The following is a 24374-nucleotide window of genomic DNA, read 5'->3' as shown; positions in this document are numbered from 1 at the left end:
TGCGGTACGTCAGGCAGACCGCGTCAGCTGGATTCACGACTGCTGCGCAGCCGAACGCAGGCTTCGCCAGCTGCTACAAAGAGCGTGTCGACAGTCACTGGGGTTTTCATCAGGCAAAAAAAAACGGTGCACCGACCAAGCGCACCGTAAAGCCGTAGAACACACAACGAAGTGTTTGGTAAAAATTTGGTTAATCAGTCCAGCAGGGCCAGCGCCTCGGCGGTGCACTCCTGGATGCGGGCCCAGTCGCCGTTCTTGATCCACTCAGGGTCAAGCATCCAGCTACCGCCCACGCACATCACGTTTTTCAACGCCATGTAGCTCTTGATGTTGGCCGGGCTGACGCCGCCGGTCGGGCAGAATTTTACTTCGCCGAACGGGCCGCCCAGGGCCTTGATGGCCGCGACGCCGCCGCTGACTTCCGCCGGGAACAGCTTGAAGCGGCGATAACCCAGGCTATAGCCTTCCATGATGCCGGAGGCGTTGCTGATGCCCGGCAACAGCGGGATCGGGCTGTCGACACTGGCTTCAAGCAGGTCACGGGTGATGCCCGGCGTCACGATGAATTGCGAACCGGCCGCTTCGGCAGCGGCCAGCATGCTGCGATCAAGCACGGTGCCGGCACCGGTCACCAGTTCCGGGCGCTGCTCGCGCAGGATCTGGATCGCCTTGAGGCCGAACTGCGAACGCAGGGTCACTTCCAGCGCCGTCAGGCCACCGGCCGCCAGGGCGTCGGCCAACGGCAGTACGTCCTGTTCACGAGCGATGGTGATCACCGGCAGGATCCGCGCCTTGGCGCAGAGGCTGTCGATCAGGGCAACTTTGTCCGCCATGGAAACGGTCGGGGATGTGTTTGTCATAGCGGCTGATCCTTGGTTCATGGGCACCAGTAAATCTCTAACGTAGGTTGCAGAAACGCCCGAATCGGCATGGCGGCGACATCGTCACCGGCCAGTGCGGCATTCAGGGTGGTCAGCTTGGACTGACCGGAAATCGATAGAACGGTGTGCTTCGCCGAAGCCAGCAGCGCGCGACTCATGGTCAGGCGTTGATGGGGCACGGTCGGCGCCAGCATCGGCCAGCAACGACGGGTACCGTCGACTTTCAAGGCGTCGGCCAGGTTCGGGCTGTTGGGGAACAGCGACGCGGTATGACCGTCGTCACCCATGCCCAGCACCAGCACGTCGATCGACGGCAATTCGGCGAGCAAGCGATCAGCCTGCTCGGCGGCCTGTTCCAGGTTGGCAGTGGCACTGTAGAGGCTCAGGAACTGAGCCTTGGCCGCCGGGCCTTGCAACAGGTAACGCTTGAGCAGACCGGCATTGCTGTCGGCATGTTCCACCGGCACCCAGCGCTCGTCAGCCAGGCTGACAACCACTTTCGACCAGTCCAGCGCCTGCTTGGCCAGGTGCTGGAAAAACGCCACCGGGCTACGCCCGCCAGACACCACCAGCGTCGCGGCGCCTTGTGCAGCAATCGCGTCGCTCAGTTGCTTGGCCACCGTCAATGCCAGGCCTTCGGCCAGCAGCACCAGGCTTTTGAACTCATGAGCGCTAACGCCCTGAGGCAGTTTCAATTCAGATATCGCCATACCACGACCTCCCGTCCCGCGTAATCAGTGCAATGGAGCTCATCGGCCCCCACGACCCGGCCGCGTACGGCTTGGGCGCATCACCGGATTTTTTCCACCCGGCGATCAACTGGTCACACCACTTCCACGCGGCTTCGATTTCATCTTTACGGACAAACAAGTTCTGATTGCCGCGCATCACTTCCAGCAACAAACGCTCGTAGGCGTCGGGAATCCGCGCGCTGCGATAGGTGTCGGAAAAATTCAGCTGCAACGGACCGCTACGCAGCTGCATGCCCTTGTCCAAGCCTTGTTCTTTAGTCATCACGCGCAAGGAAATGCCTTCGTCCGGTTGCAGGCGGATGATCAGTTTGTTGCTGATCTGCAAGCGCTGCTCGGGGGCGAAGATGTAGTGCGACGGTTCCTTGAAGTGGATGACGATCTGCGACAGCTTTTGCGGCATGCGCTTGCCGGTCCGCAGGTAAAACGGCACACCGGCCCAGCGCCAGTTGCGGATGTCGGCACGCAGGGCGACGAAGGTTTCGGTGTCGCTCTGGGTGTTGGAATTAGGCTCCTCCAGATACCCGGGTACCGATTTGCCTTCGCTGTGGCCGGCGATGTACTGGCCGCGCACCACTTGAGTGGTCAGGCCTTCCGGGCTGATCGGCGCCAGCGCCTTGAGGACTTTGACTTTCTCATCGCGAATGCTGTCGGCGGACAGGTCGGCCGGCGGGTCCATGGCGATCAGGCAGAGCAATTGCAGCAGGTGATTCTGGATCATGTCCCGCAGCTGGCCAGCCTTGTCGAAGTAACCCCAACGACCTTCGATCCCGACCTTCTCGGCCACGGTGATTTCCACGTGGGAGATGTAATTCTGGTTCCACTGGGTTTCGAACAGGCTGTTGGCGAAACGCAGGGCGATCAGGTTTTGTACGGTCTCTTTGCCCAGGTAATGGTCGATGCGGTAGGTGCGGTTCTCCGGGAAGAACTGCGCCACGGCGTCATTGACCTTGCGCGAGGATTCCAGGTCCGAACCGATGGGTTTTTCCAGCACCACACGGGTGTTTTCGGTCAGGCCGACCTTCGACAGGTTCTCGCAAATAGCGCCATAAACCGCCGCCGGGGTGGCGAAGTAGGCAATCACTCGCTGGGCGCTGCCAGCCTGCTCGGCCAGGGCGACGTAATCGTCAGCCTTGAGGAAGTCGACGTGCAGGTAGCTCAAACGGGCCAGGAAGCGCTCGACCACCGCTTCATCCAGCTCTTTGGCGCCCACGTAGCGGCGCAGCTCAGTGGCGATGAATGCCAGATGCTGCTGCTCGCTGCCGGGTTCACGGGCCAGCGCGATAATGCGCGTATCCTCATGAAGCAGGCCGGCACCATCGAGTTGATAGAGGGCAGGAAACAGCTTGCGCAGGGCTAGATCGCCGAGAGCGCCGAACAAGGCAAAGGTGCACGGTTCAACCGTAATCGAAGGCATGATGTTTGTTCTTTTATCAAGTTAAGCTACAAATACCTTTTTTCAAGGCATCACTCAAGGGAAAATGTAGTAATAACCACAACATTTTCGCAAAATACAGATTCCGAGTGGTGGTCGGTCGGAGCCATCAGTAGGATAGGCCACCGTTATGGGTCGTATCAAAGGCCCAATTTGCATTAGCCGAACGCTTATTTGCGCTGCTGACCTAAGGAACATGTAATGGACCGCGTGCGAAATTTACTGGAACAGATCCAGAATCGCCTTGAAGACCTGAACAAGGCAGAACGCAAAGTCGCCGAAGTGATCCTGCTCAACCCAGAGCAGGCCACCCGGTTCAGCATCGCCGCCCTCGCCCAAGCCTCTAAGGTCAGCGAGCCGACGGTCAACCGTTTCTGCCGTTCGTTCGGTGTCAGCGGCTACCCGGAACTGAAACTGCAGCTGGCCCAGAGCCTGGCCAGTGGCGCGGCGTATGTCAGCCGGGCGGTTGAAGCCGATGACAATCCGGAAGCGTATACGAAAAAGATTTTCGGCAGCGCCATCGCCTCTTTGGACAGTGCGTTGCAGGCGCTTGACCCGAACCTGATCAGCCGCGCCGTCGACCTGTTGATCCAGGCCCGGCAGATCCACTTCTTCGGCCTCGGCGCCTCAGCCCCGGTGGCGCTGGATGCGCAACACAAGTTCTTCCGCTTCAACCTGGCGGTGACCGCCCATGCCGACGTGCTGATGCAACGCATGATTGCTTCGGTGGCCCATACCGGTGAGTTGTTCGTGATCATTTCCTACACCGGCCGCACCCGCGAACTGGTGGAAGTGGCGCGCATCGCCCGGGAAAACGGCGCTTCAGTGCTGGGTTTGACGGCCGAGGGGTCGCCACTGGCCAAGGCCAGTACCTTGAGCCTGAACATTCCGCTGCCGGAAGACACCGACATCTACATGCCGATGACGTCGCGGATCATTCAGTTGACCGTGCTCGATGTGCTCGCCACCGGCATGACCCTGCGCCGGGGCGTGGATTTCCAGCCGCATTTGCGCAAGATCAAGGAAAGCCTGAATGCCAGTCGGTATCCGATTGGGGATGAATTCAACTAACCCAGGATCTTCATTGCCTGTTCGGGCCTCATCGCGGGCAAGCCCGCTCCCACAGAAATCTACGGCGCACACAAATCTGTGTTCACTGAATATCCCTGTGGGAGCGGGCTTGCCCGCGATGAGGCCCGGCGCAACACCGCAGATGTTGAGCTAAACCCCAACCCTCGCCTGCAAACTCAAATGCGCCCGCTCCCCCGGTGCCAGGCACAGGCTGTCGGTCCCGCCGCTGGCTGCCTCCACACACACGAACTCTAAAACCTCATTCCAGCTCACCCCCAGCAACGGCCGCGAGCCGGGATGCCAGACCACCGTGTCCGCATGGTCACCGGTATCGATGCACAGCTGCCGCTGCCAGGCGTGGTCCATGAGCTGCAATTCGCCGTCATGCTGGAACACTCGCTGACAACCCCCGTCGACCCTCAACTCGCCTTCCTGCTGGCAAACCTGGCGGCTCAACTGGTCGTAACCTTGCGCGCCGTCGAGCCCAGACAGCGCTACCTCGCCCACGTCACCAATACGCCAATAGGCGTGCAACGCCTGGCTCAACTGGCACGGCATGTCGTCCTGATGCTCGGTGCTCAGGTGCAAATCCATGCGTTCGCCCAGGTGCGCATGCAAGTCCACTTGCCAGTCGCACAGCTGTAACTGCCAGTGCAGGCGCACGCCATCGTCATCACTGCTGCTGTCGAGCAGTTTCCAGTCGAGCAAACGCGCCCAGCCATGGGACGGCCAGGCGTTTTCGCTCGGATGACGGCCGTACCACGGCCAGCACACCGGCACACCGCCGCGAATCGCACCGACATGTGGCCACTTCGCCGCGCACCACAGCCAGGGTTTCTGACCCTTTGGCTGGAAGTGCAGCAACTGCGCGCCCTGCCGACTGAACACCGCCTGACACAGCGGATGATCGATCACCAGCACATCGCGCATCTGATAGCGCTCCCACGCGAACACCGGACGTTCGCGCAAGGATTTGAAGAAGCGTTGTAGCGGATGCTCAAGCATGTGCCACGGTCCTGAAAATCATTGGTGTACTCATCAATACTTTGGCAACAGCGCTTTCATTGGTCAGAGAGCTTACCTGTGGCGAGGGGGCTCGCCCCCGTTCGACTGCGAAGCAGTCGTAAAAGGTGACCATGCGGTTCTTAAGACAACTGTATTGGGGGAGCGCTGCGCACTCCAACGGGGGCAAGCCCCCTCGCCACAAGCAAGCTCCCTCGCCACAATGCATTCGTCAGCAGCCTGGCGGATCAGCCCCAAAAAAAAGCGGACAGCCATGGCCGTCCGCAAAAATGCGCACATAGAGAGGAGCTTATCGCAACAGCGTTAGAACACCGACTGAATTTTCAGACCAGCCACCAGAGCGTTGTCGACTTCATCCACACCGCCCGGATGAGTGATGTATTGCAGGTTAGGACGTACGGTCAGCCAGTTGGTAACGTGGAAGCCGTAGTTGATCTCGTAGTTGTACTCGGTGGAACGCAACGGCGAGAACAGCGGATCGTTGTAGTCGGTGACACCATTGGCGGCGTTGACCAATTCGGCGTTTTTCTTCACGTCATCGTTGACATGGATACGGGCAAAACCGATCCCGACGTCATCTTTTGGACGTGCGTCGAATGGGCCCTTGTACACAAACATCAGCGACTGGTAGTTATCGACGATGTTGGTGTCCTTGTCGTGGAAGGTGGCGTTGGCCGCGATGTTCAGACCGCGTGAAGCATCACCGTTGTGGGTGGTGAGTTGTTGCTGCGCCACAAACCAGTAGCCATGCTTGCTGTCGTGGCTGCGATAGGAGTTGCCTGTGGTCGCTGCGTCATTGTCGTTGTCGTCTTTACGGACGTCATCGGCATCGGCCGTGCTCTTGTAGTAACCCACACGGTATTCGCCCGGCAGGTTGTTGACCTTCGGTGACCAGACCAGTTCGACTGGCAAGACGGTGCCCTTGGTACCACTGCCGCTGAGCTTGAAGCCGTTACCGTGCTCCAGTTGCGACGGGTTCTGGTTGTACGCGCCGATCTGCGCATAGAACTCAGGCGTGATGTTGTACTTCACGCGAACCGCCGCCTGCATGACCGGCCAGTTGTACCAGATGTTGGTAGCCCAGTTACCCGCTTGGGAACCGCAGAACGCCAGGTTCTGGAACTCGCAAGGGAAGGTGTTGAAATCTTCGCCTTCGCCGAAGTAACCGGCCTTGACGTCCAGTTTACCGTCGAGGAACTGGTGCTTGATCCACAATTGGGTCAGACGGACCATATGGCCACGGCCGTAGACTTCCTGGGAGGAACTCAAGGTGCCGGCACGCGGGTCGCCGACACGGTCATTGGAGATGTTCTGACCGTTACGGTTGGTGAGTTGAATCTTGGCCTGGGTGTTATCCCAGCCCCACAGTTTTTCCAGGTCCAGCGCCACGCCCAAGCCAAACTGGTCGGCGTAACGCGCCGTCTTGTCGTCGTTGTAGCCGCCATGCAGGTTGGCGCCCACTTCACCGACATAGTCGGCCTTGATGTCGATACCTTGTTCGATCAGCTTGGTACGCTCGCCGCCCCAATCACCGGTCATCCACTGCGAGTCGGCACTGAACGCGTCAGCCGCGTGTACGCTACCGGCCATAGTCATCATCGCAAGAGCTGACAATTGGCAGATAAGCTGAGCGTTGTTCTTCTTCTTCATCCCTACATCCTCGTCTTTATTGTTATTAACTGTTTTTATCTAACGCGGTTTACAACGGTTGTGACGGATGGCATGCACCCGCCACAAATCCCCCAATGGGAACGGGCTTGTGTGGGAGCTGGCTTGCCTGCGATGGCATCAACTCGGTTCAACGTTGAACCGAGTTGCCTGCATCGCGGGCAAGCCCGGCTCCCACATAGTCCCGTTCCCACATTTGATCTTCAGCGGCCTTTGAATTGGGCTACGTTGGCGCTGTGAGCTTCAGCTTTCGGCAGGCCGGCCACCCCCAGGCGTTCACCGGTCTTGGCATCGAACAACAGCACTTTCGATGGATCGAATTGCAGGGTCAGGGTCTCGCCTACGGCCGGCGCGACGTCCGGTGCCAGGCGGCAGCAGACTTTGGTGTCGTTGAGATTGACGAACACCAGGGTGTCGGGACCGGTCGGTTCGGTGACCTGCACTTCGGCACGAATGGTCGGCAAACCATTCGGCTCGCCGTTCGCCAGAACGATCTGCTCCGGGCGCATGCCGAGGATCACTTCACGGTCTTCGAGCCCGGCGTCCTGCATGCCCAGCGGCAATTCGCAGCGCGCCTGACCGCTGTCGAGCAGCGCTACCAACCGACCTTCCTTACGCTGCAAACGCAGGGGGATGAAGTTCATCGGCGGCGAACCGATGAAGCTCGCCACGAACAGGTTGGCCGGGTTGTTGTAGATGTCTTTCGGCGTGCCGAATTGCTGAATGATCCCGTCTTTCATCACCGCCACTTTGTCGCCCAGGGTCATGGCTTCAATCTGGTCGTGGGTCACGTAGACCGTGGTGGTTTTCAGGCGCTGGTGCATCAGTTTCATTTCGGTGCGCATCTCGACCCGCAGCTTGGCGTCGAGGTTGGACAGCGGTTCATCGAACAGGTAAATCTTCGGCCGCCGCGCCAGCGCCCGGCCCATGGCCACGCGCTGTTGTTGACCGCCGGAAAGCTGGCCCGGTTTGCGGCTCAGCAGGTGTTCGATTTGCAGCAGCTTGGCCACGCGAGCGACTTCTTCGTCGATTTCGGCGGTGGGCATTTTGCGAATCTTCAGGCCGAACGCGATGTTGTCGCGCACGCTCATGGTCGGGTACAGCGCGTAGGACTGGAACACCATGGCGATGTCGCGATCTTTCGGGCTCATGCCGCTGATGTCGGCGTCGTCCACCAGAATCGCCCCGCCGCTGATGTTTTCCAGACCGGCGATGCAGTTCATCAAGGTGGATTTACCGCAGCCCGATGGGCCGACCAGGATCAGGAACTCACCGTCATCGATCTTCAGTTCGATGTTTTTCAGGGTGTCCGGCAGACCGGCGCCGTAGGTTTTGTTGACGTTACGTAATTCGAGAGTTGCCATGTTCTACCCCTTGACCGCGCCGGACGTCAGCCCACGCAGGAAATACTTGCCAGCGAATATGTAGACCAGCAGTGTCGGCAGCCCGGCGATCATCGCGGCGGCCATATCAACGTTGTATTCCTTGGCCCCGGTGCTGGTGTTGACCAGGTTGTTCAGGGCCACGGTAATCGGCTGGGCATCGCCACTGGCGAAGACCACACCGAACAGGAAGTCATTCCAGATTTGCGTGAACTGCCAGATCAGGCAGACCATCACGATCGGGATCGACATCGGCAGCAGGATCTTCCAGAAAATCGTGAAGAAGCCCGCGCCATCCAGTCGCGCCGCCTTGACCAGCGCATCCGGAATGCTCACGTAGTAGTTGCGGAAGAACAGCGTGGTGAACGCCAGGCCGTAGACCACGTGCACCAGCACCAGGCCCGTGGTGGTGTTGGCCAGGCCGATCTTGCCGAGGGTGAACGAGGCTGGCAGCAGCACGGTCTGGAACGGCAGGAAGCAGCCGAACAACAACAGGCCGAAGAACAGTTGCGAACCACGGAAGCGCCACATCGACAGCACATAGCCGTTCATGGCACCGATGAACGTAGAGATCAGCACTGCCGGGACGGTGATTTTCACCGAGTTCCAGAAGTAGCTGCCGACACTGTCCCAGGCCTTGATCCAGCCGATGCCATCAATCACTTGCGGCCAGCTCAACAGGTTGCCGGTGCGGATGTCTTCCGGCGATTTGAAGCTGGTCAGCAGCATCACCACCAGCGGGACCAAATAGATCGCCGCGGCTAGCAACAAGGTTGCGTAAATTGCGATGCGGCTGAAGCTGATCGCCGGTTTTCCGAGTTGATTACTCATGGCGTTTGCCTCGCAATTCGGAGTACAGGTACGGCACCAGAATCGCCAGGATCGCGCCGAGCATCATCATGGCGCTCGCCGAACCAATGCCCATCTGGCCACGGCTGAAAGTGAAGGAGTACATGAACATCGCCGGCAGGTCGGACGAGTAGCCCGGGCCACCCGCGGTCATTGCTGCCACCAGGTCGAAGCTCTTGATCGCGATGTGCGCCAGGATCATGAAAGCGCTGAAGAACACCGGGCGCAGGCTCGGCAATACGATCTTCAGGTAGATGGTCGGCAGGCTCGCCCCGTCGACTTGCGCCGCACGGATGATCGATTGATCGACACCACGCAGGCCGGCCAGGAACATCGCCATCACAAACCCGGAGGCTTGCCACACGGCGGCGATCACCAGGCAATACACCACGCGATCCTGATCCACCAGCCAGTCGAGACGGAAGCCTTCCCAGCCCCAGTCACGCAGCATCTTGTCCAGACCCAAGCCTGGGTTGAGCAGCCATTTCCACGCGGTACCGGTGACGATCATCGAGAGCGCCATCGGGTACAGGTAAACGGTGCGGATGAAGCCTTCCTTACGAATGCGCTGATCCAGCAGCACGGCGAGAAACACGCCCAGCACCAGGCTGATGCCGATGAACATGCCGCCGAACACCGCGAGGTTTTTGCTCGCGACCCACCAGCGATCGTTGTCCATCAGGCGAATGTATTGCTGCAGGCCGACCCACTTGTAGCTCGGCATGAAGCTGGAATTGGTGAAGGACAGTACGAATGTCCAGATGATGTAACCGTAAAAACCAACCAGGACGATCAGCATGCTTGGCGCCAAAACCAGCTTGGGGAGCCAGCGCTGCAGTGCGTCGAACGGTGAGGCTTTGCTGAAAACCGCCACAGAGCTCATCGGGATAATCCAGGTGAAGAGAAATGAATCGACACAGTGATCTCTGGTGGAGCAGGACCCTGTGGGAGCTGGCTTGCCTGCGATGGCATCAACACGGTTCGAAGTTAAACCGAGTCGCCTGCATCGCGGGCAAGCCCGCTCCCACACAATCCCATTCCACCCAGGATCAGGTTGTGTCAGGAGTTACTGGGCAGCTTTGACGGCCGACGCCAGTTGCGCGCTGGCCTTGGCCGGGTCAGCGTTCTTGTCGTTCATGAAGTTGGTCACCACATCGAAGATCGCGCCCTGCACGGCCAGGGAAGTGGCCATGTTGTGCGCCATGCTCGGTTGCAGGCCGCCAGTCTTCTCGTCAGCCAGGAAATCCTTGGCGGACGCTTGAGCGCAAGAATCGAAGCCCAGCGCGCTCATGTCGTTAAGCATGTCGGTACGCACCGGGATCGAGCCTTTGTTGATGCTGAAGACTTTCTGGAAGTCTTTGCCCAGAGCGACCTTGGCCAGGTCTTGTTGGGCGGCGATGTCGCCTTTGCGATCAGCTTTGAGCTTGAATACAGCCATCGAGTCGATGTTGTAGGTGAAGGCTTTTTCGGTGCCCGGGAACGGCACGCACTGGTAGTCCTTGCCCGCGACTTTCTTCGCGGCGGTCCATTCGCTCTTGGCCCAGTCGCCCATCATCTGCATGCCGGCCTTGCCATTGATGACGTCGGCGGCCGCGATGTTCCAGTCACGACCAGCGCGGTTCGGGTCCATGTAGCCGGTGATTTTTTTCAGCTCGGTGAAGGCCTTGGCCATCTCCGGGCCCGAGAGGGTTTTCTGATCCAGGTCGACCAGGGCTTTCTTGTAACCGTCTGCGCCCATGACCGAGAGCACCACGTCTTCAAACACGGTGCTGTCCTGCCAAGGCTGGCCACCGTGGGCGAGCGCGATGAAGCCGGCGGCTTTCAGTTTGTCGCCAGCGGCATAGAATTCTTCGAGGGTGGTCGGCGCTTTTTCGATCCCGGCTTTCTTGAAGACTTCCGGGTTGATCCACAGCCAGTTGACGCGGTGGATGTTCACCGGCACGGCGACGTAATCGCCTTCGTATTTCACGGTGTCGGAGACTTTCTTGATCAGCAGGTTATCCCAGCCTTCGGACTTGGAAACGTCTTTGAGGGTGTCGGTGCTGAGCAGGCCTGTGCTGCCCCACTCCTGGATGTCCGGACCTTTGATCTGGGCAACGCCCGGCGGGTTACCGGCCACGGCGCGGCTTTTGAGTACGGTCATGGCCGTGGAACCGCCACCGCCGGCGACTGCGCCGTCTTTCCAGGTGAAGCCGTCTTTTTCGACTTGGGCCTTGAGCACATCGACGGCCGCTTTTTCACCACCAGACGTCCACCAGTGAACGACTTCCACCGAACCTTTGGCATCGGCGGCAAGGGCACTGACAGGGAATGCAGCAACGGGAAGCAGAGAAGCGAGAGAAATGACAGTAGCGAGGCGAGAAATCGCATTCATCTAGTAGTACCTTTCTTGTTGTTATGCATGCAAGTCTGGTGCTTGCGCTGCATAGGATTCTAAACAGGGGATGCCCCTTCGCAGGTAACGAAGGGACGCGCGAATGTCACCACATGGTTACACAGGAATGCTCTGGGACAATTGCGCCAGCGCAGTGGCCATGCTCGGCGCCAGCGGCAGGCGCGGGATCAAAACGGCTTGCCAAGCGTGATACAGGTCGGGTTTGCCAGCCCAGATATCGGCGCTCGGACGGTTTAGCGGATCGAGTTCGTGATGCCAGCTGCCATCGCAACGGTCGATGAAATGACTGTCACAGAATTCCCAGAACAGTCGGTACCAGTGCTCGTATTGCTCATCACCGGTGCGTTTCAGCAGCGCACTGGCGGCGGCACTGGCTTCGGCGTGCGTCCAGTGCAGGCGATGGCGAACCACCGCGCGATTGTCCCAGTCGAGGGTGTAGACAATCCCCGGCGCACCGTCGACGTCCCAGCCGTGACGGCAATTGTGGTCGAACAGTTTTTGCGCATCGGTGGCGAGCCAGCCCGGCGTGAGTATCCCGGCCTGCACCCGCGCCGCTTCAAGATGCAGCAACAGCCGCGCCCATTCAAAACCATGGCCCGGCGTGGTGCCGTAAGGGCGGAAACCATCAGCCGGGTTGTCGTGGTTGTAGTCGCGTAGCGGCTGCCAGTCGCGGTCAAAATGCTCGACCACCAGATAGTCATTGGCCGCGGCGTGATCGTGAATGACTCGCTCGACGATGCGCTGGGCGCGAATCAGCCAGCGGTTGTCCTCGGTGACATCGGCCAGGGCAAGAAAGGCTTCGGTGGCGTGCATGTTGCTGTTGGCGCCGCGATAGGCTTCCTCTTCACTCCAATCACGGTTGAAGGATTCGCGCATGGCGCCCTCCTCCTCGCACCAGAAATGCGTGTCGATGATATGGATCGCATCGTCAAGCAAGGCTTGTGCGCCAGGACGCCGAGCGACCACCGCAGAACTCGCGGCTAACGCCACGAAAGCATGCAGGTAAGCGGCTTTGCCGGTATTGCCGTCACGGTGTTCGGGCGTGGCGAACCAGCCTCCGTGTTCGGCATCACGCAGTGGCCCGCTGAGGGCTTGGATGCCGTGATCCACCAGCTCGGCAAACCCCGGCAGACCCTGGATATGGGCCATGGCGAAGCTGTGAGTCATGCGCGCGGTGTTCATGGTTTCAGCTTGCGCGTTGGCCGGCAGGCGACCCTTTTCATCGAGATTGCCAAAGCCTTCGGCAAGCTTTGAAGCCTTGGCAAATGCCAACAGGTGCAGGCCTTCGGCGAAGAGCCATTGCTGATGGGCAGGCGCGTTCAGCCAACTGCTGAAGGCGGGTTGGAAGGTGTCCATGGGAGTACCTTTTTTGTTGTTATGACTGGGGGCAGTCTAAACAACGGGCGGTGGCAGGCAGGTAACGAAGGGGGCGAGTTATGTCACCGAGTTGTGACATTCACTCAGATGTTGGGGTGAGTGATTACTTGTGGCGAGGGGGCTTGTCGGAACGCCGCATCGCCCCGTTCGGCTGCGAAGCAGTCGTGAAAACCTGCCAGCTCGCTCCTTCAGGTGAGCCGCGGTGACTGCTCGGGGAGCGCTTCGCACTCCAACGGGGGCAAGCCCCCTCGCCACAGGCTAATCAACACTACGCGGCAATTGCAACGTCACCCGCAACCCGCCTTCACGCAGGTTTTGCAGGCTGACTTCACCGCCATGGCTATGGGCAATGTTGCGCGCGATCCCCAGCCCCAGGCCATAACCCTGCTGCTGCCCGGCCAAGCGGAAGTGCGGTTCGAACACCTGCTCCAGCCGCTGCTCCGGTACGCCCGGCCCTTCATCGTCGACATGCAGGACAAACGCGCTCTCGTCGTCATCGATGTGCAGATGTGCGTTCTGCCCATATTTCAAGGCGTTGTCGATCAGGTTGCCGATGCAACGCTTGAGCGCCAACGGCTTGCCGGGATACGGCGCCAACGCCCGGCCATGTTGAGTCACACGGCCATTGCCGTTGGGCGCCAGATACGGTTCCACCAGACAGTCGAGCACATGGTTGAGGTCCACCGGCTCGATGTTTTCGTGGATGTCGGTGTCTTTCACGCATTGCAACGCGCCTTTGACCAGCAACTCCAGCTCATCCAGATCACGACCGAATTTGGCTTGCAGCTTTTCGTCTTCAAGCAATTCCACCCGCAGTCGCAGCCGGGTAATCGGCGTGCGCAAGTCATGGGAAATCGCGCTGAACAATTGGCTGCGTTCGGTCAGGTAACGGCTGATACGTTCGCGCATCGCATTGAAGGCGCGGCCCACTTCCACCACTTCACTGCCGCCGCCCTCCGCCACCGGTTCGACTTCGGCACCCAGAGACATGTCCCGCGCCGCCCGCGCCAATCGCTTGAGCGGTCGGCTCTGCCAGTGCACCAGCAGGCCGATGAACAGCAGCAAGAAACCGCTGGTGAGCACGATGAACCAGACCTGCTGCGCCGGCAGGCCTTGTTCTTCAAGACTGGTGTAGGGCTCGGGCAACAGGGAGGCGATGTACAGCCATTCCCCCGGTGCCATCTGGATTTGCGTGACCAGCACCGGCGGATTCACCGGCTCCAGGGTCAACGCGTAGTGCGCCCAGGAACGCGGCAACTCATCGAGCTTCAAGCCGCCGTTGAAAATCCGCAGGTCTTCGGGGCTGACGAAGGTCACCGAGATGTCGGTGTCCTGGCCCAGCGACTGGCGCAGCACTTCATCCACAGCTTTGAGCACCGCTTCTTTGCGCGGGGTGATTGGCAGCACTTCCATGCCCAAGGGTTTGTCGTTGAGCGTCACCACGAATCGGGTGCCGCCCATGCTGCGTAACTGATCGAGCACCAGCGGTCGAAACGCCACCGGCAATGAGCGGAAATAACTGACGCTGGCCGTCATCGAATGGGCCAGGCTGCGGGCACTGGTGACCAGGCCTTCGAGCTGCGTGGCGCGCAATTGCGAGACCCAGATCACGCTCGACAGCGTCTGGGCGAACAATACCGCCAGCAGGGTCAGCAACAACATGCGCCCGAGCAACGAGCGCGGCACCGGCACCCGCCCGGCGAGCTTGCGCAGGAACTCAGTGACCATTGCTGGCAACCACGTTGGCTGCCAGTTGGTAGCCACTGCCACGCACGGTGCGGATCAGCCTCGGTGGTTTTTCGGTGTCGCGCAGGCGCTGGCGCAAACGGCTGACCGCCATGTCGACGATGCGATCGAGCGGCATCAGGTCACGGCCACGGGTGGCGTTGCCGATGGTGTCGCGATCGAGGATTTCCTGGGGGTGATCGAGGAACAGTTTCAGCAGCGCAAAATCGGCGCCCGAGAGAATCACTTCCTCGCCGTCGATGTGGAACAGTCGATGGCTGACCATGTCCAGCCGCCAATCATCGAAGGCCAGCACTTCACTGCCGGAACGCTCCTGACCGAACTGCGCGCGGCGCAACAAGGCTTTGATGCGCGCCTGCAATTCACGGGGGCTGAAGGGTTTGCCAAGGTAGTCGTCGGCGCCCAGTTCCAAACCGATGACGCGATCGGCCTCGTCGGAGCTGGCGGTGAGCATGATGATCGGTACATGGGCCTGACGCGGGTGCTGGCGGATCCAGCGGCAAAGGCTGAAACCGTCTTCGTCCGGCAGCATCACGTCGAGAATCACCAGATCGCTCGGCGCCTCGTTCAGGGCCTGACGAAAGCCTGCACCATCAGGCGTGGTGCGGACCTGGAAACCGGCGCGGGTCAGATAGGTGTCCAGCAACTCGCGTATCTCTTGATCGTCATCGACCAACAAAATCGACTTGTTGACTGAGCTCACGGGGCGGCGTCCTTGTTGTTTGTGTTAGAGAGGATTATGCCTGATCGTTCAAGGATCTATGTTGTCTGTGAGGGCCTCATCGCGGGCAAGCCCGCTCCCACAAGGTTATGCGCACATTTTCAGAATGTAGATAATCCTGTGGGAGCGTGGCTTGCCCGCGATGAAGGCGACGCGGTTTCAAGCCTGATCCAGCGCCACACCCGCACCAACAAGGCCGGAATACGGTGCCGTCACCAGCCACACCGGAATGCCTTTGAAGTAATCGCTCATGCAACCCTTGTCGGCGAAGCACCGGGCGAAACCGCTTTCAATGAAGAAATCGGCAAACCGTGGAATCACCCCGCCAACGATGTACACACCACCCCGTGCACCGGTGGTCAGCACGTTGTTACCGGCCACGCGACCGAGCCAGCAGCAAAACTGTTCAAGCACTTCCAGGGCAATCGGATCGCCCGCCAGCCCGGCCGCCGTAATCGACTCAGGCGTGTCGAGCACAGGCGTGTGACCGTCCACCGCGCAGATCGCCCGGTAGACCCGCGGCAAACCACTGCCGCTCAACGCCGTTTCAGCGCTGACATGGCCGATCTCGTTGAAGATGTGCTGCCACAGTTGGGTTTCCCGCGGGCTGCTCAGCGGCAGATCGACGTGACCGCCCTCCCCCGGCAACGGGGCAAAACGGCCCTCGCCCAGATCGAGCAACGTGCCCACGCCCAAGCCAGTGCCCGGGCCGATCACCACCGCCGGCCGCAACGGTTCCGGCGTGCCTTCGCAGACCACCCGAAACTCGCCCGGTTGCAAGCGGGTCATGCCCAGCGCCATCGCCGAGAAGTCGTTGATCAACAGCAGTTGATCCACCTGCAAGGTCTTGCAGAAACCCTTGCGACTGAGCCGCCAGTGATTGTTGGTGAACTTGAATTCATCACCGCTCACGGGGCCTGCCACCGAGAGGCACACCGAACCGATCGAACCCGGCGCCAGACCGAGCCCGCTCAGGTAGAGCGCAATGGCCTCCTCCGGGCTGGCGTGGTCTGCCGTCGCCAGCACCTGGACTGATTCCAGCTGCTGGTTTTTCCACAACGCGAAACGTGCGTTGGTGCCACCGATGTCACCGACCAGAGCCAGTTTCAATTAAGCGTCTCCAGGGCAGAAGTAAAGGCGCTGGCGCCTTGCTCTGCGGAGCTGAAGGCCATGCGCATGAAACCAAACAGTTCGCGACCGCTGCCAATGTTGTTGCCCAACAGACCCTTGGCAGGTTCGCGCGCTGCGAATTCTTCGGCGTCCACCTTAAGCTCCAGAGTGCCTTTGACGCCATCGACGCGGATGATATCGCCCTCTTGCACTCGCGCCAAAGCGCCGCCTACATAAGCTTCGGGGCTGACGTGGATCGCCGCCGGGATTTTCCCCGAGGCGCCGGACATACGCCCGTCAGTCACCAATGCGACTTTGAAGCCGCGATCCTGCAGCACGCCGAGGAACGGCGTCATCTTGTGCAGCTCCGGCATGCCGTTGGAACGCGGGCCCTGGAAGCGCATCACCGCGACGAAATCCTTCTCGAGCAAACCGGCCTTGAACGCATCGGCCAGATCCTGCTGATCCTGGAACACCATGGCCGGTGCTTCGACGACCTGGTTTTCCAAAGCGACGGCGGATACTTTCATCACGCCACGGCCGAGGTTGCCTTCCATCACTCGCAAGCCACCCTCTGGCGAGAATGCGCGGGCGACCGGACGCAGGATGGTTTCGTCGAGGCTTTCGATCGGGCCTTCGCGCCAGACCAATTCCCCGTTTTCGAGGAACGGTTCCATGGTGTAGCGGCTCAGGCCGTGGCCGAGCACGGTGTTGACGTTTTCGTGAAGCAGGCCGGCTTCCAGCAGTTCGCGGATCAGGAACGACATGCCGCCCGCTGCCTGGAAGTGGTTGATGTCGGCTTTACCGTTCGGGTACACGTGGCTCAGGGTCGGCACCACCTCGGAGAGGTCGGCCATGTCCTGCCAGGTCAACTGGATGCCCGCGGCCATGGCGATGGCCGGCATGTGCAGCGTGTGGTTGGTCGAACCACCCGTGGCGTGCAGGGCCACGATGGAGTTGACCAGCGAGCGCTCGTCGACGATTTCGCCGATCGGCATGAAGTCGCCGTTCTGCTTGGTCAAGCGGGTGACCTGGTGCGCCGCTTCGCGGGTCAGGGCATCGCGCAACGGGGTGTTCGGGTTGACGAAAGAGGCGCCCGGCAAGTGCAGGCCCATGACTTCCATCAGCAACTGGTTGGTGTTGGCGGTGCCGTAGAAGGTGCAGGTGCCAGGGCTGTGATAGGACTTCATCTCCGATTCCAGCAGCTCTTCGCGCGTCGCCTTGCCTTCGGCGTAGCGCTGACGCACATCGGCTTTCTGCTTGTTGGAAATGCCCGAAACCATCGGCCCGCCCGGTACGAAAATCGTCGGCAGATGACCGAAACGCAACGCGCCCATCATCAGGCCCGGCACGATCTTGTCGCAGATGCCGAGCATCAGCGCGCCGTCGAACATGTTGTGGGACAGCGCCACAGCGGTGGACAGCGCGATCACTTCGCGGCTCGGCAGGCTCAGTTCCATGCCCGGCTCGCCCTGGGTCACGCCATCGCACATCGCAGGGGTGCCACCGGCGAACTGGCCGACGGAGCCGATTTCGCGCAGGGCTTTTTTGATCTGTTCAGGAAAGACTTCGTACGGCTGGTGCGCCGAGAGCATGTCGTTATATGACGAAACGATTGCGATGTTGGCGGAGTTCATCATCCGCAGGCTGTGCTTGTCGTCGCTGCCACACCCGGCTACGCCATGGGCGAAGTTGGCGCATTGCAGCTTGCCGCGCATAGGGCCGTCGCTGGCGGCGCCGCGGATCAATGCAAGGTAAGCCTCACGCGTGGTGCGGCTGCGGGCGATAAGCCGTTCGGTGACCTCAAGGACGCGGGGATGCATGTGTAGAACTCCAGGCTAACGGATGTGGCGACCTGATTGTCTATGCTGATCAAGCACCGCTGTGATTGGGATGACAGACGGTTTTCTTGATCATTCGGACCAGTTGATTCAGGTCACTCGTTGTAGATAAAACAAAATATTGCCACTAAAAAGGCTTGTTTTCTATTTTTTTGCGAATAATCTTGTAATTCCAACAACAAAACGACGGCGGCGCTGTAAATGACTCTTCGAATCGCAATCAATGGTTTTGGCCGTATCGGCCGTAATGTCCTGCGGGCACTGTATACCCAAGGTTATCGTCAGGATCTGCAGATCGTAGCGATCAACGACCTGGGCGACAGCTCGATGAATGCCCATCTGCTCAAGTACGACACTGTTCACGGCACATTCGATGCCGATGTCCAGCACGATCAGGAAAGCCTGACCGTCAACGGCGACCGTATTTCGGTCAGCGCCATTCGCAACCCGGCCGAATTGCCTTGGGCCGCGGAAAAGGTCGACGTCGTGTTCGAGTGCACCGGTCTGTTCACCGACCGTGCCAAAGCCGCCGCGCATATTACGGCCGGCGCGCGCAAAGTGATTATCTCGGCCCCGGCCAAAGGCGCCGACGCCACTGTGGTTTATGGGGTTAACCACGACATTCTGCGCCAATCGCACCAGATCATTTCCAACGCTTCGTGCACCACCAACTGCCTGGCCCCGGTGGCTCAGGTGCTGCACCGCGAGTTGGGCATCGAAAGCGGTCTGATGACCACTATCCATGCCTATACCAACGACCAGAACCTCACCGACGTCTACCACACCGACCCGTACCGCGCCCGTTCCGCCACCCAGAACATGATCCCGAGCAAGACCGGCGCCGCTGAAGCGGTAGGCCTGGTGCTGCCGGAACTGGCGGGCAAACTGACCGGCATGGCGGTGCGTGTTCCAGTGATCAACGTGTCGCTGGTGGACCTGACCGTGCAGCTCAAGCGTGAAGCATCGGCCGATGAAGTCAACGCGATGCTCAAACAAGCCAGCCTGCACTCGAAGATTCTCGGTTACAACACCCTGCCGCTGGTTTCCAGCGACTTCAACCACAACCCGCTGTCCTCGATTTTCGACGCCAACCACACCAAGTCCAGCGGCAAGCTGCTCAAAGTGCTGGCTTGGTACGACAACGAATGGGGCTTCTCCAACCGCATGCTCGATAACTGCCTGGCGCTCTGCAACGCAGAATAAACAGCTCGACACCTGCGTCGACGCGGACCTGTAGGAGCTGCCGCAGGCTGCGATCTTTTAATCTTGATCTTCTCCGGACCGCTGAAAATCAGGATCAAAAGATCGCAGCCTTCGGCAGCTCCTACGGGTATTGGCAACGCCGAAAAATGCGTTTTCGCAGGCGCATTCTCGTCTGGAGAAGCAAGCGATGATCGGTATCAGTTTTACGCAAAAAACCCTGGCAGCGCGCAAGCGTATCGCCCTGGTTGCCCACGACCACTGCAAAGTATTTTTGCTGGATTGGGCCGAGCGGCAGAAAGACAAGCTCGCGCAACATGAACTGGTCGCCACCGGCACGACGGGGTTGTTGTTACAACAACGCCTCGACCTGCCGGTGGAAAGCATGATCAGCGGTCCGCTGGGCGGCGACCAACAACTGGGCGCGCGAATCGCCGAGCAGCGGGTCGATATGCTGGTGTTCTTCTGGGATCCGTTCGAACCGCAACCCCACGACCCGGACATCAAGGCGCTGCTGCGGGTCGCGGCAGTGTGGAACATCCCGGTGGCCTGCAACGAATGCAGCGCCGATTACCTCCTCAGCAGCCCGTTGATGGATCAGGCTCACGAACACCGCATCCCGGATTACGCGACCTATCTGCTGGGTCGTGGATGAAGCGTGACCAGTTCCGGGTTTAGCAACAATCACAAATCCTTGTGGGAGCTGGCTTGCCTGCGATGGCGGTGTGTCAGCCGAATCTCTGTTGGCTGATACACCGCCATCGCAGGCAAGCCAGCTCCCACAGGGTCGGGTATTCGGCCGGCAACCGGCGTTTTCATCTAATCGAGCGGTATTTTGATCTATGCTCGGGCTCTCGTTCCGGAGGGCCTTCGATGACTGATTTACTCACGTCCATTCAAGCCGCACTCGGCTTGCCGCACACCCCAATCCCGTTCACCTCGAGCGGCGCCCTGCCCTCGGCGTTTGCCGTCACCGACCTTGCCTGCGCGAGCATTGCCGCTGCCGGTCAGGCTGTCAGTGAACTGCTGCAACAACACACCGGCCGTTTGCCTACCCTTGAAGTCGACCGGCGCCTGGCGTCGTTCTGGTTCACAACGTCGATCCGCCCCGAGGGCTGGAGCGTCCCGCCGTTATGGGACCCGGTTGCCGGTGACTATGCGACCAAGGACGGCTGGGTTCGCTTGCACACTAACGCGCCTCATCATCGTGTCGCCGCTGAAAGCGTGCTCGGCGCCTGTGCCGACCGCGCCGCAATGGCGAGCAAGGTAGCTCAATGGGCCAAAAGCGATCTGGAACAGGCCGTAGTTGATGCCGGTGGTTGCGCGGCCGAAATGCGCACTTGGAAGCAATGGCAGACCCACCCCCAAGGTCAGGCTGTGAATGCCGAACCGCTGATTCAGTTCACCGCCGACGACAGCAAAAACCCAAAACCGTGGCAGGGTTCAGTGGCTCAACCGCTGGCCGGGGTCAAGGTGCTGGACCTCACGCGCGTGCTCGCGGGCCCCATCGCCAGTCGTTTTCTCGCGGGCCTCGGCGCCGATGTTTTGCGCATCGACCCACCGACCTGGAACGAACCGGGCGTGGTGCCGGAAGTCACTTTGGGCAAACGCTGCGCACGCTTGGACCTGCACGACAAGACTGATCGCGCGGTGTTCGAAAGCCTGCTCAAGGACGCCGATATCTTGCTTCATGGCTACCGCGCCGATGCATTGGAAAGGTTGGGCTACGGCGTCGCCGTGCGTCAAAAACTGGCGCCGGGCCTGATTGATGTGTGCCTCAACGCCTACGGTTGGAGCGGCCCCTGGCAGAACCGTCGAGGGTTCGACAGTTTGGTACAGATGAGCAGCGGGATTGCCGAAGCAGGGATGCAGTGGAAGAAAGCAAACCAGCCGACACCGCTGCCGGTGCAGGCGCTTGATCACGCCACCGGGTATTTGATGGCAGCTGCGGCGATCAAGTTATTGGGACGTGGCGGGTCGGCCAGGTTGTCGTTGGCGCGGACCGCCAAGTTGCTGATTGAACATGGCGCGGGGACCGATGAGGCGTTGCGGGCTGAGGATCAAAGCGATCAAGGGATGTTGGTTGAGCAGACACCTTGGGGGCCGGCCCATCGGTTGCAGGTGCCGCTGAAAATCACCGGGACACCGTTGCAGTGGGCACTGCCGGCCGGGGAATTGGGTTCCCATCGCGCGCAGTGGTGGTGACTGTTCGGGCCCCTTCGCGAGCAAGCCCGCTCCCACAGGCGATCACATTCCTCCAAGGAAACTCGGTCACTGTGGGAGCGGGCTTGCCCGCGAAGAGGCCCGGAAAATCACTACACATCTCAGCTCAGCTCAATCCGGTCGGCTCAGCGATGTCCAAAGCACCTGCGCCGCATACCCGCGATAGGGCCGCCAAGCCTCGGCCCTCACCCACAACTCCCGAGCCGTCAACGCGCCACCTTCCAGCGCCGCCAGCGAATTGATCAACCCCACATCCCCACTCGGAAACGCATCCATTTCCCGCAACTGCCGCAAGGCAATGTACTGCGCCGTCCAGTCACCAATCCCGTGCAACGCCAGCAACCGCGCCACACCGCCTTCCCGTTCCGGTTCAAACAACAGAGGATCATCCAGCAACGCCTGAGCCACGCCGGACAAGGTCCGACCGCGACTTTTCGGCATCCCCAACGTTGCCAGATCCGCTGCCGCCAACGTGGCAGCGTCAGGAAACACATGACTCAACCCCGGCATCGGCGACTGCAATGGCTGCCCATATTGCACCACCAGTTTCCCCGCCAACTTGATCGCCGCGACCACGCTAATCTGCTGCCCCAACACCGCACGAATGGCCAACTCCAGCCCATCCCAAGCCCCGGGCACTCGCAGCCCCGGACGTGCGGCAATCAAGCGCGCCATCAACGGATCAACCGTCAGTTGTCGATGAATGGCTGGCAAATTCGCATCCAGATCAAACATCCGCCGTAGCCGCGCGACAATCTCCGGTACTGCCGCTGAATCGGGAAAATCCAGCGTCACTTCCAGCGCATCGCCCGCCCCTGGCCTGACCGAAATCACACCGTGAACACCGTTCAATGCGATGCTGCGCGAGTACACCCCATCGACCACCGTTTCCATCCCCAACACCGCCCGCGCCGACAAGAAGCCGAGCATCGCCGACCAGTCATATGGCGGTTGATACGCCAGCAGCAACCTCACAACGACAACAATCCGCTATACAACCCATAGGCCGCCAACCCCGCTCCGGCAACCACACAGCTGAAAATCCCCTTCTCGATATGGGTAAACAAAGACTCGCCCTGTTCCCGCTTGGCCTGGGCAAAAAGAATCACCCCCGGCGCATACAACAAGGCCGAGAGCAGCAGGTATTTCACCCCGCCGGCGTACAACAACCAAACCGCGTAACACAGGGCAATGCCGCCGATCAGCAAGTCTTTCGTGCGCTCGGCCGACGCATGCTCATAGGTTTCCCCTCGCCCGCTCAACAACACCGCATACGCCGCCGACCACAGATACGGCACCAGAATCATCGACGAGGCGAGGTAAATCAGGCTGGTGTAGGTACCGGCGGAAAACAGCGTGATCAGCAGAAAAATCTGGATCATCACATTGGTCAGCCACAGCGCGTTGACTGGCACATGGTTGGCGTTTTCCTTTTGCAGAAATGCCGGCATGGTTTTGTCCCTGGCCGTGGCGAAAAGGATTTCGGCGCACAGCAGCGCCCACGACAATAAGGCCCCCAGCAGCGAAACCGCCAGGCCGACGCTGATCAGCACCGCGCCCCAATGACCGACCACGTGTTCCAGCACCGCCGCCAGCGACGGGTTCTGCAACGTGGCCAATTCCGGTTGGCTCATGATCCCGAGGGATAACACGTTCACCAGCACCAGCAGGGCCAACACACCGATAAAACCGATGACCGTCGCCCGGCCCACGTCCGAACGTTTCTCCGCCCTCGCCGAATACACACTGGCGCCTTCGATGCCGATGAACACGAATACGGTGACCAGCATCATGTTGCGCACCTGGTCCATCACCCCGCCGAAATTCGGGTTGCTGCGACCCCAGATGTCGCGGGTGAAGATGTCCGCCTTGAAGGCCACGGCGGCGATGACGATGAACATGATCAGCGGCACGATCTTGGCCACGGTAGTCAGTTGATTGATGAACGCCGCTTCCTTGATTCCGCGCAGCACCAGAAAATGTACCGCCCACAGCAGCACCGACGCGCAGCCGATGGCGATCGGCGTGTTGCCTTGGCCAAACACCGGAAAAAAATAACCGAGCGTACTGAACAGCAATACGAAATAACCGACGTTGCCCAGCCAGGCGCTGATCCAGTATCCCCAAGCGGAGGAAAAACCCATGTAATCGCCAAAACCTGCCTTGGCGTAGGCATATACCCCGGAGTCCAGTTCCGGCTTGCGATTGGCCAGGGTCTGAAAGACGAAGGCCAGGGTCAGCATGCCCACGGCAGTGATCGCCCAACCAATCAATATCGCCCCGGCATCGGCACGCGCCGCCATGTTTTGCGGTAAGGAAAATATCCCGCCGCCAATCATCGATCCCACCACCAAAGCGATCAGCGCACTCAGGCGAAGCTTTTGCGTCGGTTGCGACATTCGTGCATCTCCATTTTCCTGCCGCGCTATGGCTTCGAGACCGTCACATAGTCGGTTTTTAACTAAATAGATAAAGCGTAATAACGTTTATCAATTAACGCCAACCTTTGTCTTTATTTATAACTGATCACGCTATTGCAACCATCAGGAAATAGCGGTTTTGTCGGTAGATTCTAATAAATCAATATCACTGCAAAACCCAATGACCAATACTTGCCAAAACAAAAAAACAAACTAGCGTCTAAACCTCAACTGATACGCTTTATTTCTTTCACTTTTATCCGAGACCTCTGCACAGGGCTTT

20 protein-coding genes are annotated in these 24374 nt (G+C 59.8%); 4 read left to right on the top strand and 16 right to left on the bottom strand.

The window, feature by feature from the left end; genetic code table 11:
• Nucleotides 1-194 precede the first annotated feature (194 nt).
• From JFU11_RS10660 to zwf, 3 genes are read right to left on the bottom strand one after another with little or no spacing between them, the layout of a single operon-like run.
• Nucleotides 195-860: a bifunctional 4-hydroxy-2-oxoglutarate aldolase/2-dehydro-3-deoxy-phosphogluconate aldolase gene (locus tag JFU11_RS10660; RefSeq protein ID WP_123719260.1), complete on the bottom strand. Its 666-nt coding sequence runs from the start codon at nt 858-860 to the stop codon at nt 195-197.
• Nucleotides 861-877: 17 nt separating this feature from the next.
• Nucleotides 878-1591 (bottom strand): 6-phosphogluconolactonase, encoded by a 714-nt coding sequence (gene pgl, locus JFU11_RS10655; RefSeq protein WP_201060576.1) that lies wholly within the window; start codon nt 1589-1591, stop codon nt 878-880.
• Nucleotides 1578-3047: a glucose-6-phosphate dehydrogenase gene (zwf, locus tag JFU11_RS10650; RefSeq protein WP_008072962.1), complete on the bottom strand. Its 1470-nt coding sequence runs from the start codon at nt 3045-3047 to the stop codon at nt 1578-1580. The genes pgl and zwf overlap by 14 nt, the downstream gene beginning before the upstream one ends.
• Nucleotides 3048-3275: 228 nt before the next feature.
• Between zwf and JFU11_RS10645 the strand changes: the two genes are divergently transcribed.
• Nucleotides 3276-4136 (top strand): MurR/RpiR family transcriptional regulator, encoded by an 861-nt coding sequence (locus tag JFU11_RS10645; protein ID WP_173667542.1) that lies wholly within the window; start codon nt 3276-3278, stop codon nt 4134-4136.
• A gap of 150 nt (nt 4137-4286) precedes the next feature.
• Here the strand turns inward: JFU11_RS10645 and JFU11_RS10640 are convergent, their stop codons facing one another.
• The 11 genes from JFU11_RS10640 to edd all read right to left on the bottom strand — a co-directional run bounded on the left by JFU11_RS10640 (nt 4287) and on the right by edd (nt 18230).
• The gene (locus JFU11_RS10640; RefSeq protein ID WP_123719262.1) at nt 4287-5141 is read right to left on the bottom strand and encodes a D-hexose-6-phosphate mutarotase; all 855 of its coding nucleotides are present in this window, start codon (nt 5139-5141) and stop codon (nt 4287-4289) included.
• A 321-nt stretch (nt 5142-5462) separates the two neighbouring features.
• A complete protein-coding gene (locus tag JFU11_RS10635; RefSeq protein WP_123719263.1) occupies nt 5463-6809 on the bottom strand; it encodes a carbohydrate porin in 1347 nt (448 codons plus the stop codon).
• A gap of 221 nt (nt 6810-7030) precedes the next feature.
• Nucleotides 7031-8191: a sn-glycerol-3-phosphate ABC transporter ATP-binding protein UgpC gene (gene ugpC, locus JFU11_RS10630; RefSeq protein WP_123719264.1), complete on the bottom strand. Its 1161-nt coding sequence runs from the start codon at nt 8189-8191 to the stop codon at nt 7031-7033.
• Between the two features lie 3 nt (nt 8192-8194).
• Nucleotides 8195-9040, bottom strand: coding sequence for a carbohydrate ABC transporter permease (locus JFU11_RS10625; protein WP_030131859.1), 846 nt, complete (start codon nt 9038-9040; stop codon nt 8195-8197).
• Nucleotides 9033-9941, bottom strand: coding sequence for a sugar ABC transporter permease (locus JFU11_RS10620; protein ID WP_007902369.1), 909 nt, complete (start codon nt 9939-9941; stop codon nt 9033-9035). The genes JFU11_RS10625 and JFU11_RS10620 overlap by 8 nt, the downstream gene beginning before the upstream one ends.
• A 183-nt stretch (nt 9942-10124) precedes the next feature.
• The gene (locus JFU11_RS10615; protein WP_123719265.1) at nt 10125-11432 is read right to left on the bottom strand and encodes an ABC transporter substrate-binding protein; all 1308 of its coding nucleotides are present in this window, start codon (nt 11430-11432) and stop codon (nt 10125-10127) included.
• Between the two features lie 117 nt (nt 11433-11549).
• Nucleotides 11550-12809, bottom strand: a complete 1260-nt coding sequence (locus tag JFU11_RS10610) for an AGE family epimerase/isomerase (RefSeq protein WP_123719266.1) — start codon at nt 12807-12809, stop codon at nt 11550-11552.
• 279 nt (nt 12810-13088) lie between these two features.
• Nucleotides 13089-14558 (bottom strand): ATP-binding protein, encoded by a 1470-nt coding sequence (locus JFU11_RS10605; RefSeq protein WP_201121289.1) that lies wholly within the window; start codon nt 14556-14558, stop codon nt 13089-13091.
• Nucleotides 14548-15279 carry a response regulator transcription factor gene (locus tag JFU11_RS10600; RefSeq protein WP_008006907.1) on the bottom strand — a complete coding sequence of 244 codons (732 nt, stop codon included), beginning with the start codon at nt 15277-15279 and terminating at the stop codon, nt 14548-14550. Before JFU11_RS10600 ends, JFU11_RS10605 begins: the two co-directional genes overlap by 11 nt.
• A 177-nt stretch (nt 15280-15456) precedes the next feature.
• Complete coding sequence (locus JFU11_RS10595; protein ID WP_201060575.1) at nt 15457-16407, bottom strand: glucokinase; 951 nt, start codon at nt 16405-16407, stop codon at nt 15457-15459.
• Entirely contained in the window at nt 16404-18230 is a 1827-nt protein-coding gene (gene edd, locus JFU11_RS10590) for a phosphogluconate dehydratase (RefSeq protein WP_008072944.1), read from the bottom strand. Before edd ends, JFU11_RS10595 begins: the two co-directional genes overlap by 4 nt.
• A 219-nt stretch (nt 18231-18449) precedes the next feature.
• On the opposite strand from edd, the gene gap reads away from it, so the two are divergent.
• The 3 genes from gap to JFU11_RS10575 all read left to right on the top strand — a co-directional run bounded on the left by gap (nt 18450) and on the right by JFU11_RS10575 (nt 21653).
• Nucleotides 18450-19451, top strand: coding sequence for a type I glyceraldehyde-3-phosphate dehydrogenase (gene gap, locus JFU11_RS10585; RefSeq protein WP_052967860.1), 1002 nt, complete (start codon nt 18450-18452; stop codon nt 19449-19451).
• 187 nt (nt 19452-19638) lie between these two features.
• Nucleotides 19639-20103, top strand: a complete 465-nt coding sequence (locus JFU11_RS10580) for a methylglyoxal synthase (RefSeq protein WP_007903352.1) — start codon at nt 19639-19641, stop codon at nt 20101-20103.
• A gap of 218 nt (nt 20104-20321) precedes the next feature.
• Nucleotides 20322-21653 carry a CoA transferase gene (locus JFU11_RS10575; protein WP_123719273.1) on the top strand — a complete coding sequence of 444 codons (1332 nt, stop codon included), beginning with the start codon at nt 20322-20324 and terminating at the stop codon, nt 21651-21653.
• 129 nt (nt 21654-21782) lie between these two features.
• Here JFU11_RS10575 and JFU11_RS10570 read toward each other — a convergent pair whose 3' ends face one another.
• Both JFU11_RS10570 and arcD read right to left on the bottom strand, forming a co-directional pair.
• On the bottom strand, nt 21783-22646 hold the full coding sequence (locus JFU11_RS10570) for a DNA-3-methyladenine glycosylase 2 family protein (RefSeq protein WP_201060574.1): 864 nt from the start codon (nt 22644-22646) through the stop codon (nt 21783-21785).
• Nucleotides 22643-24070, bottom strand: a complete 1428-nt coding sequence (arcD, locus tag JFU11_RS10565; protein ID WP_123719274.1) for an arginine-ornithine antiporter — start codon at nt 24068-24070, stop codon at nt 22643-22645. The genes JFU11_RS10570 and arcD overlap by 4 nt, the downstream gene beginning before the upstream one ends.
• Nucleotides 24071-24374 lie beyond the last annotated feature (304 nt).

The organism is Pseudomonas sp. TH37 (assembly GCF_016650735.1).
Lineage (GTDB): Bacteria > Pseudomonadota > Gammaproteobacteria > Pseudomonadales > Pseudomonadaceae > Aquipseudomonas > Aquipseudomonas farris.
This window is presented reverse-complemented; position numbering and strand designations above follow the sequence as displayed.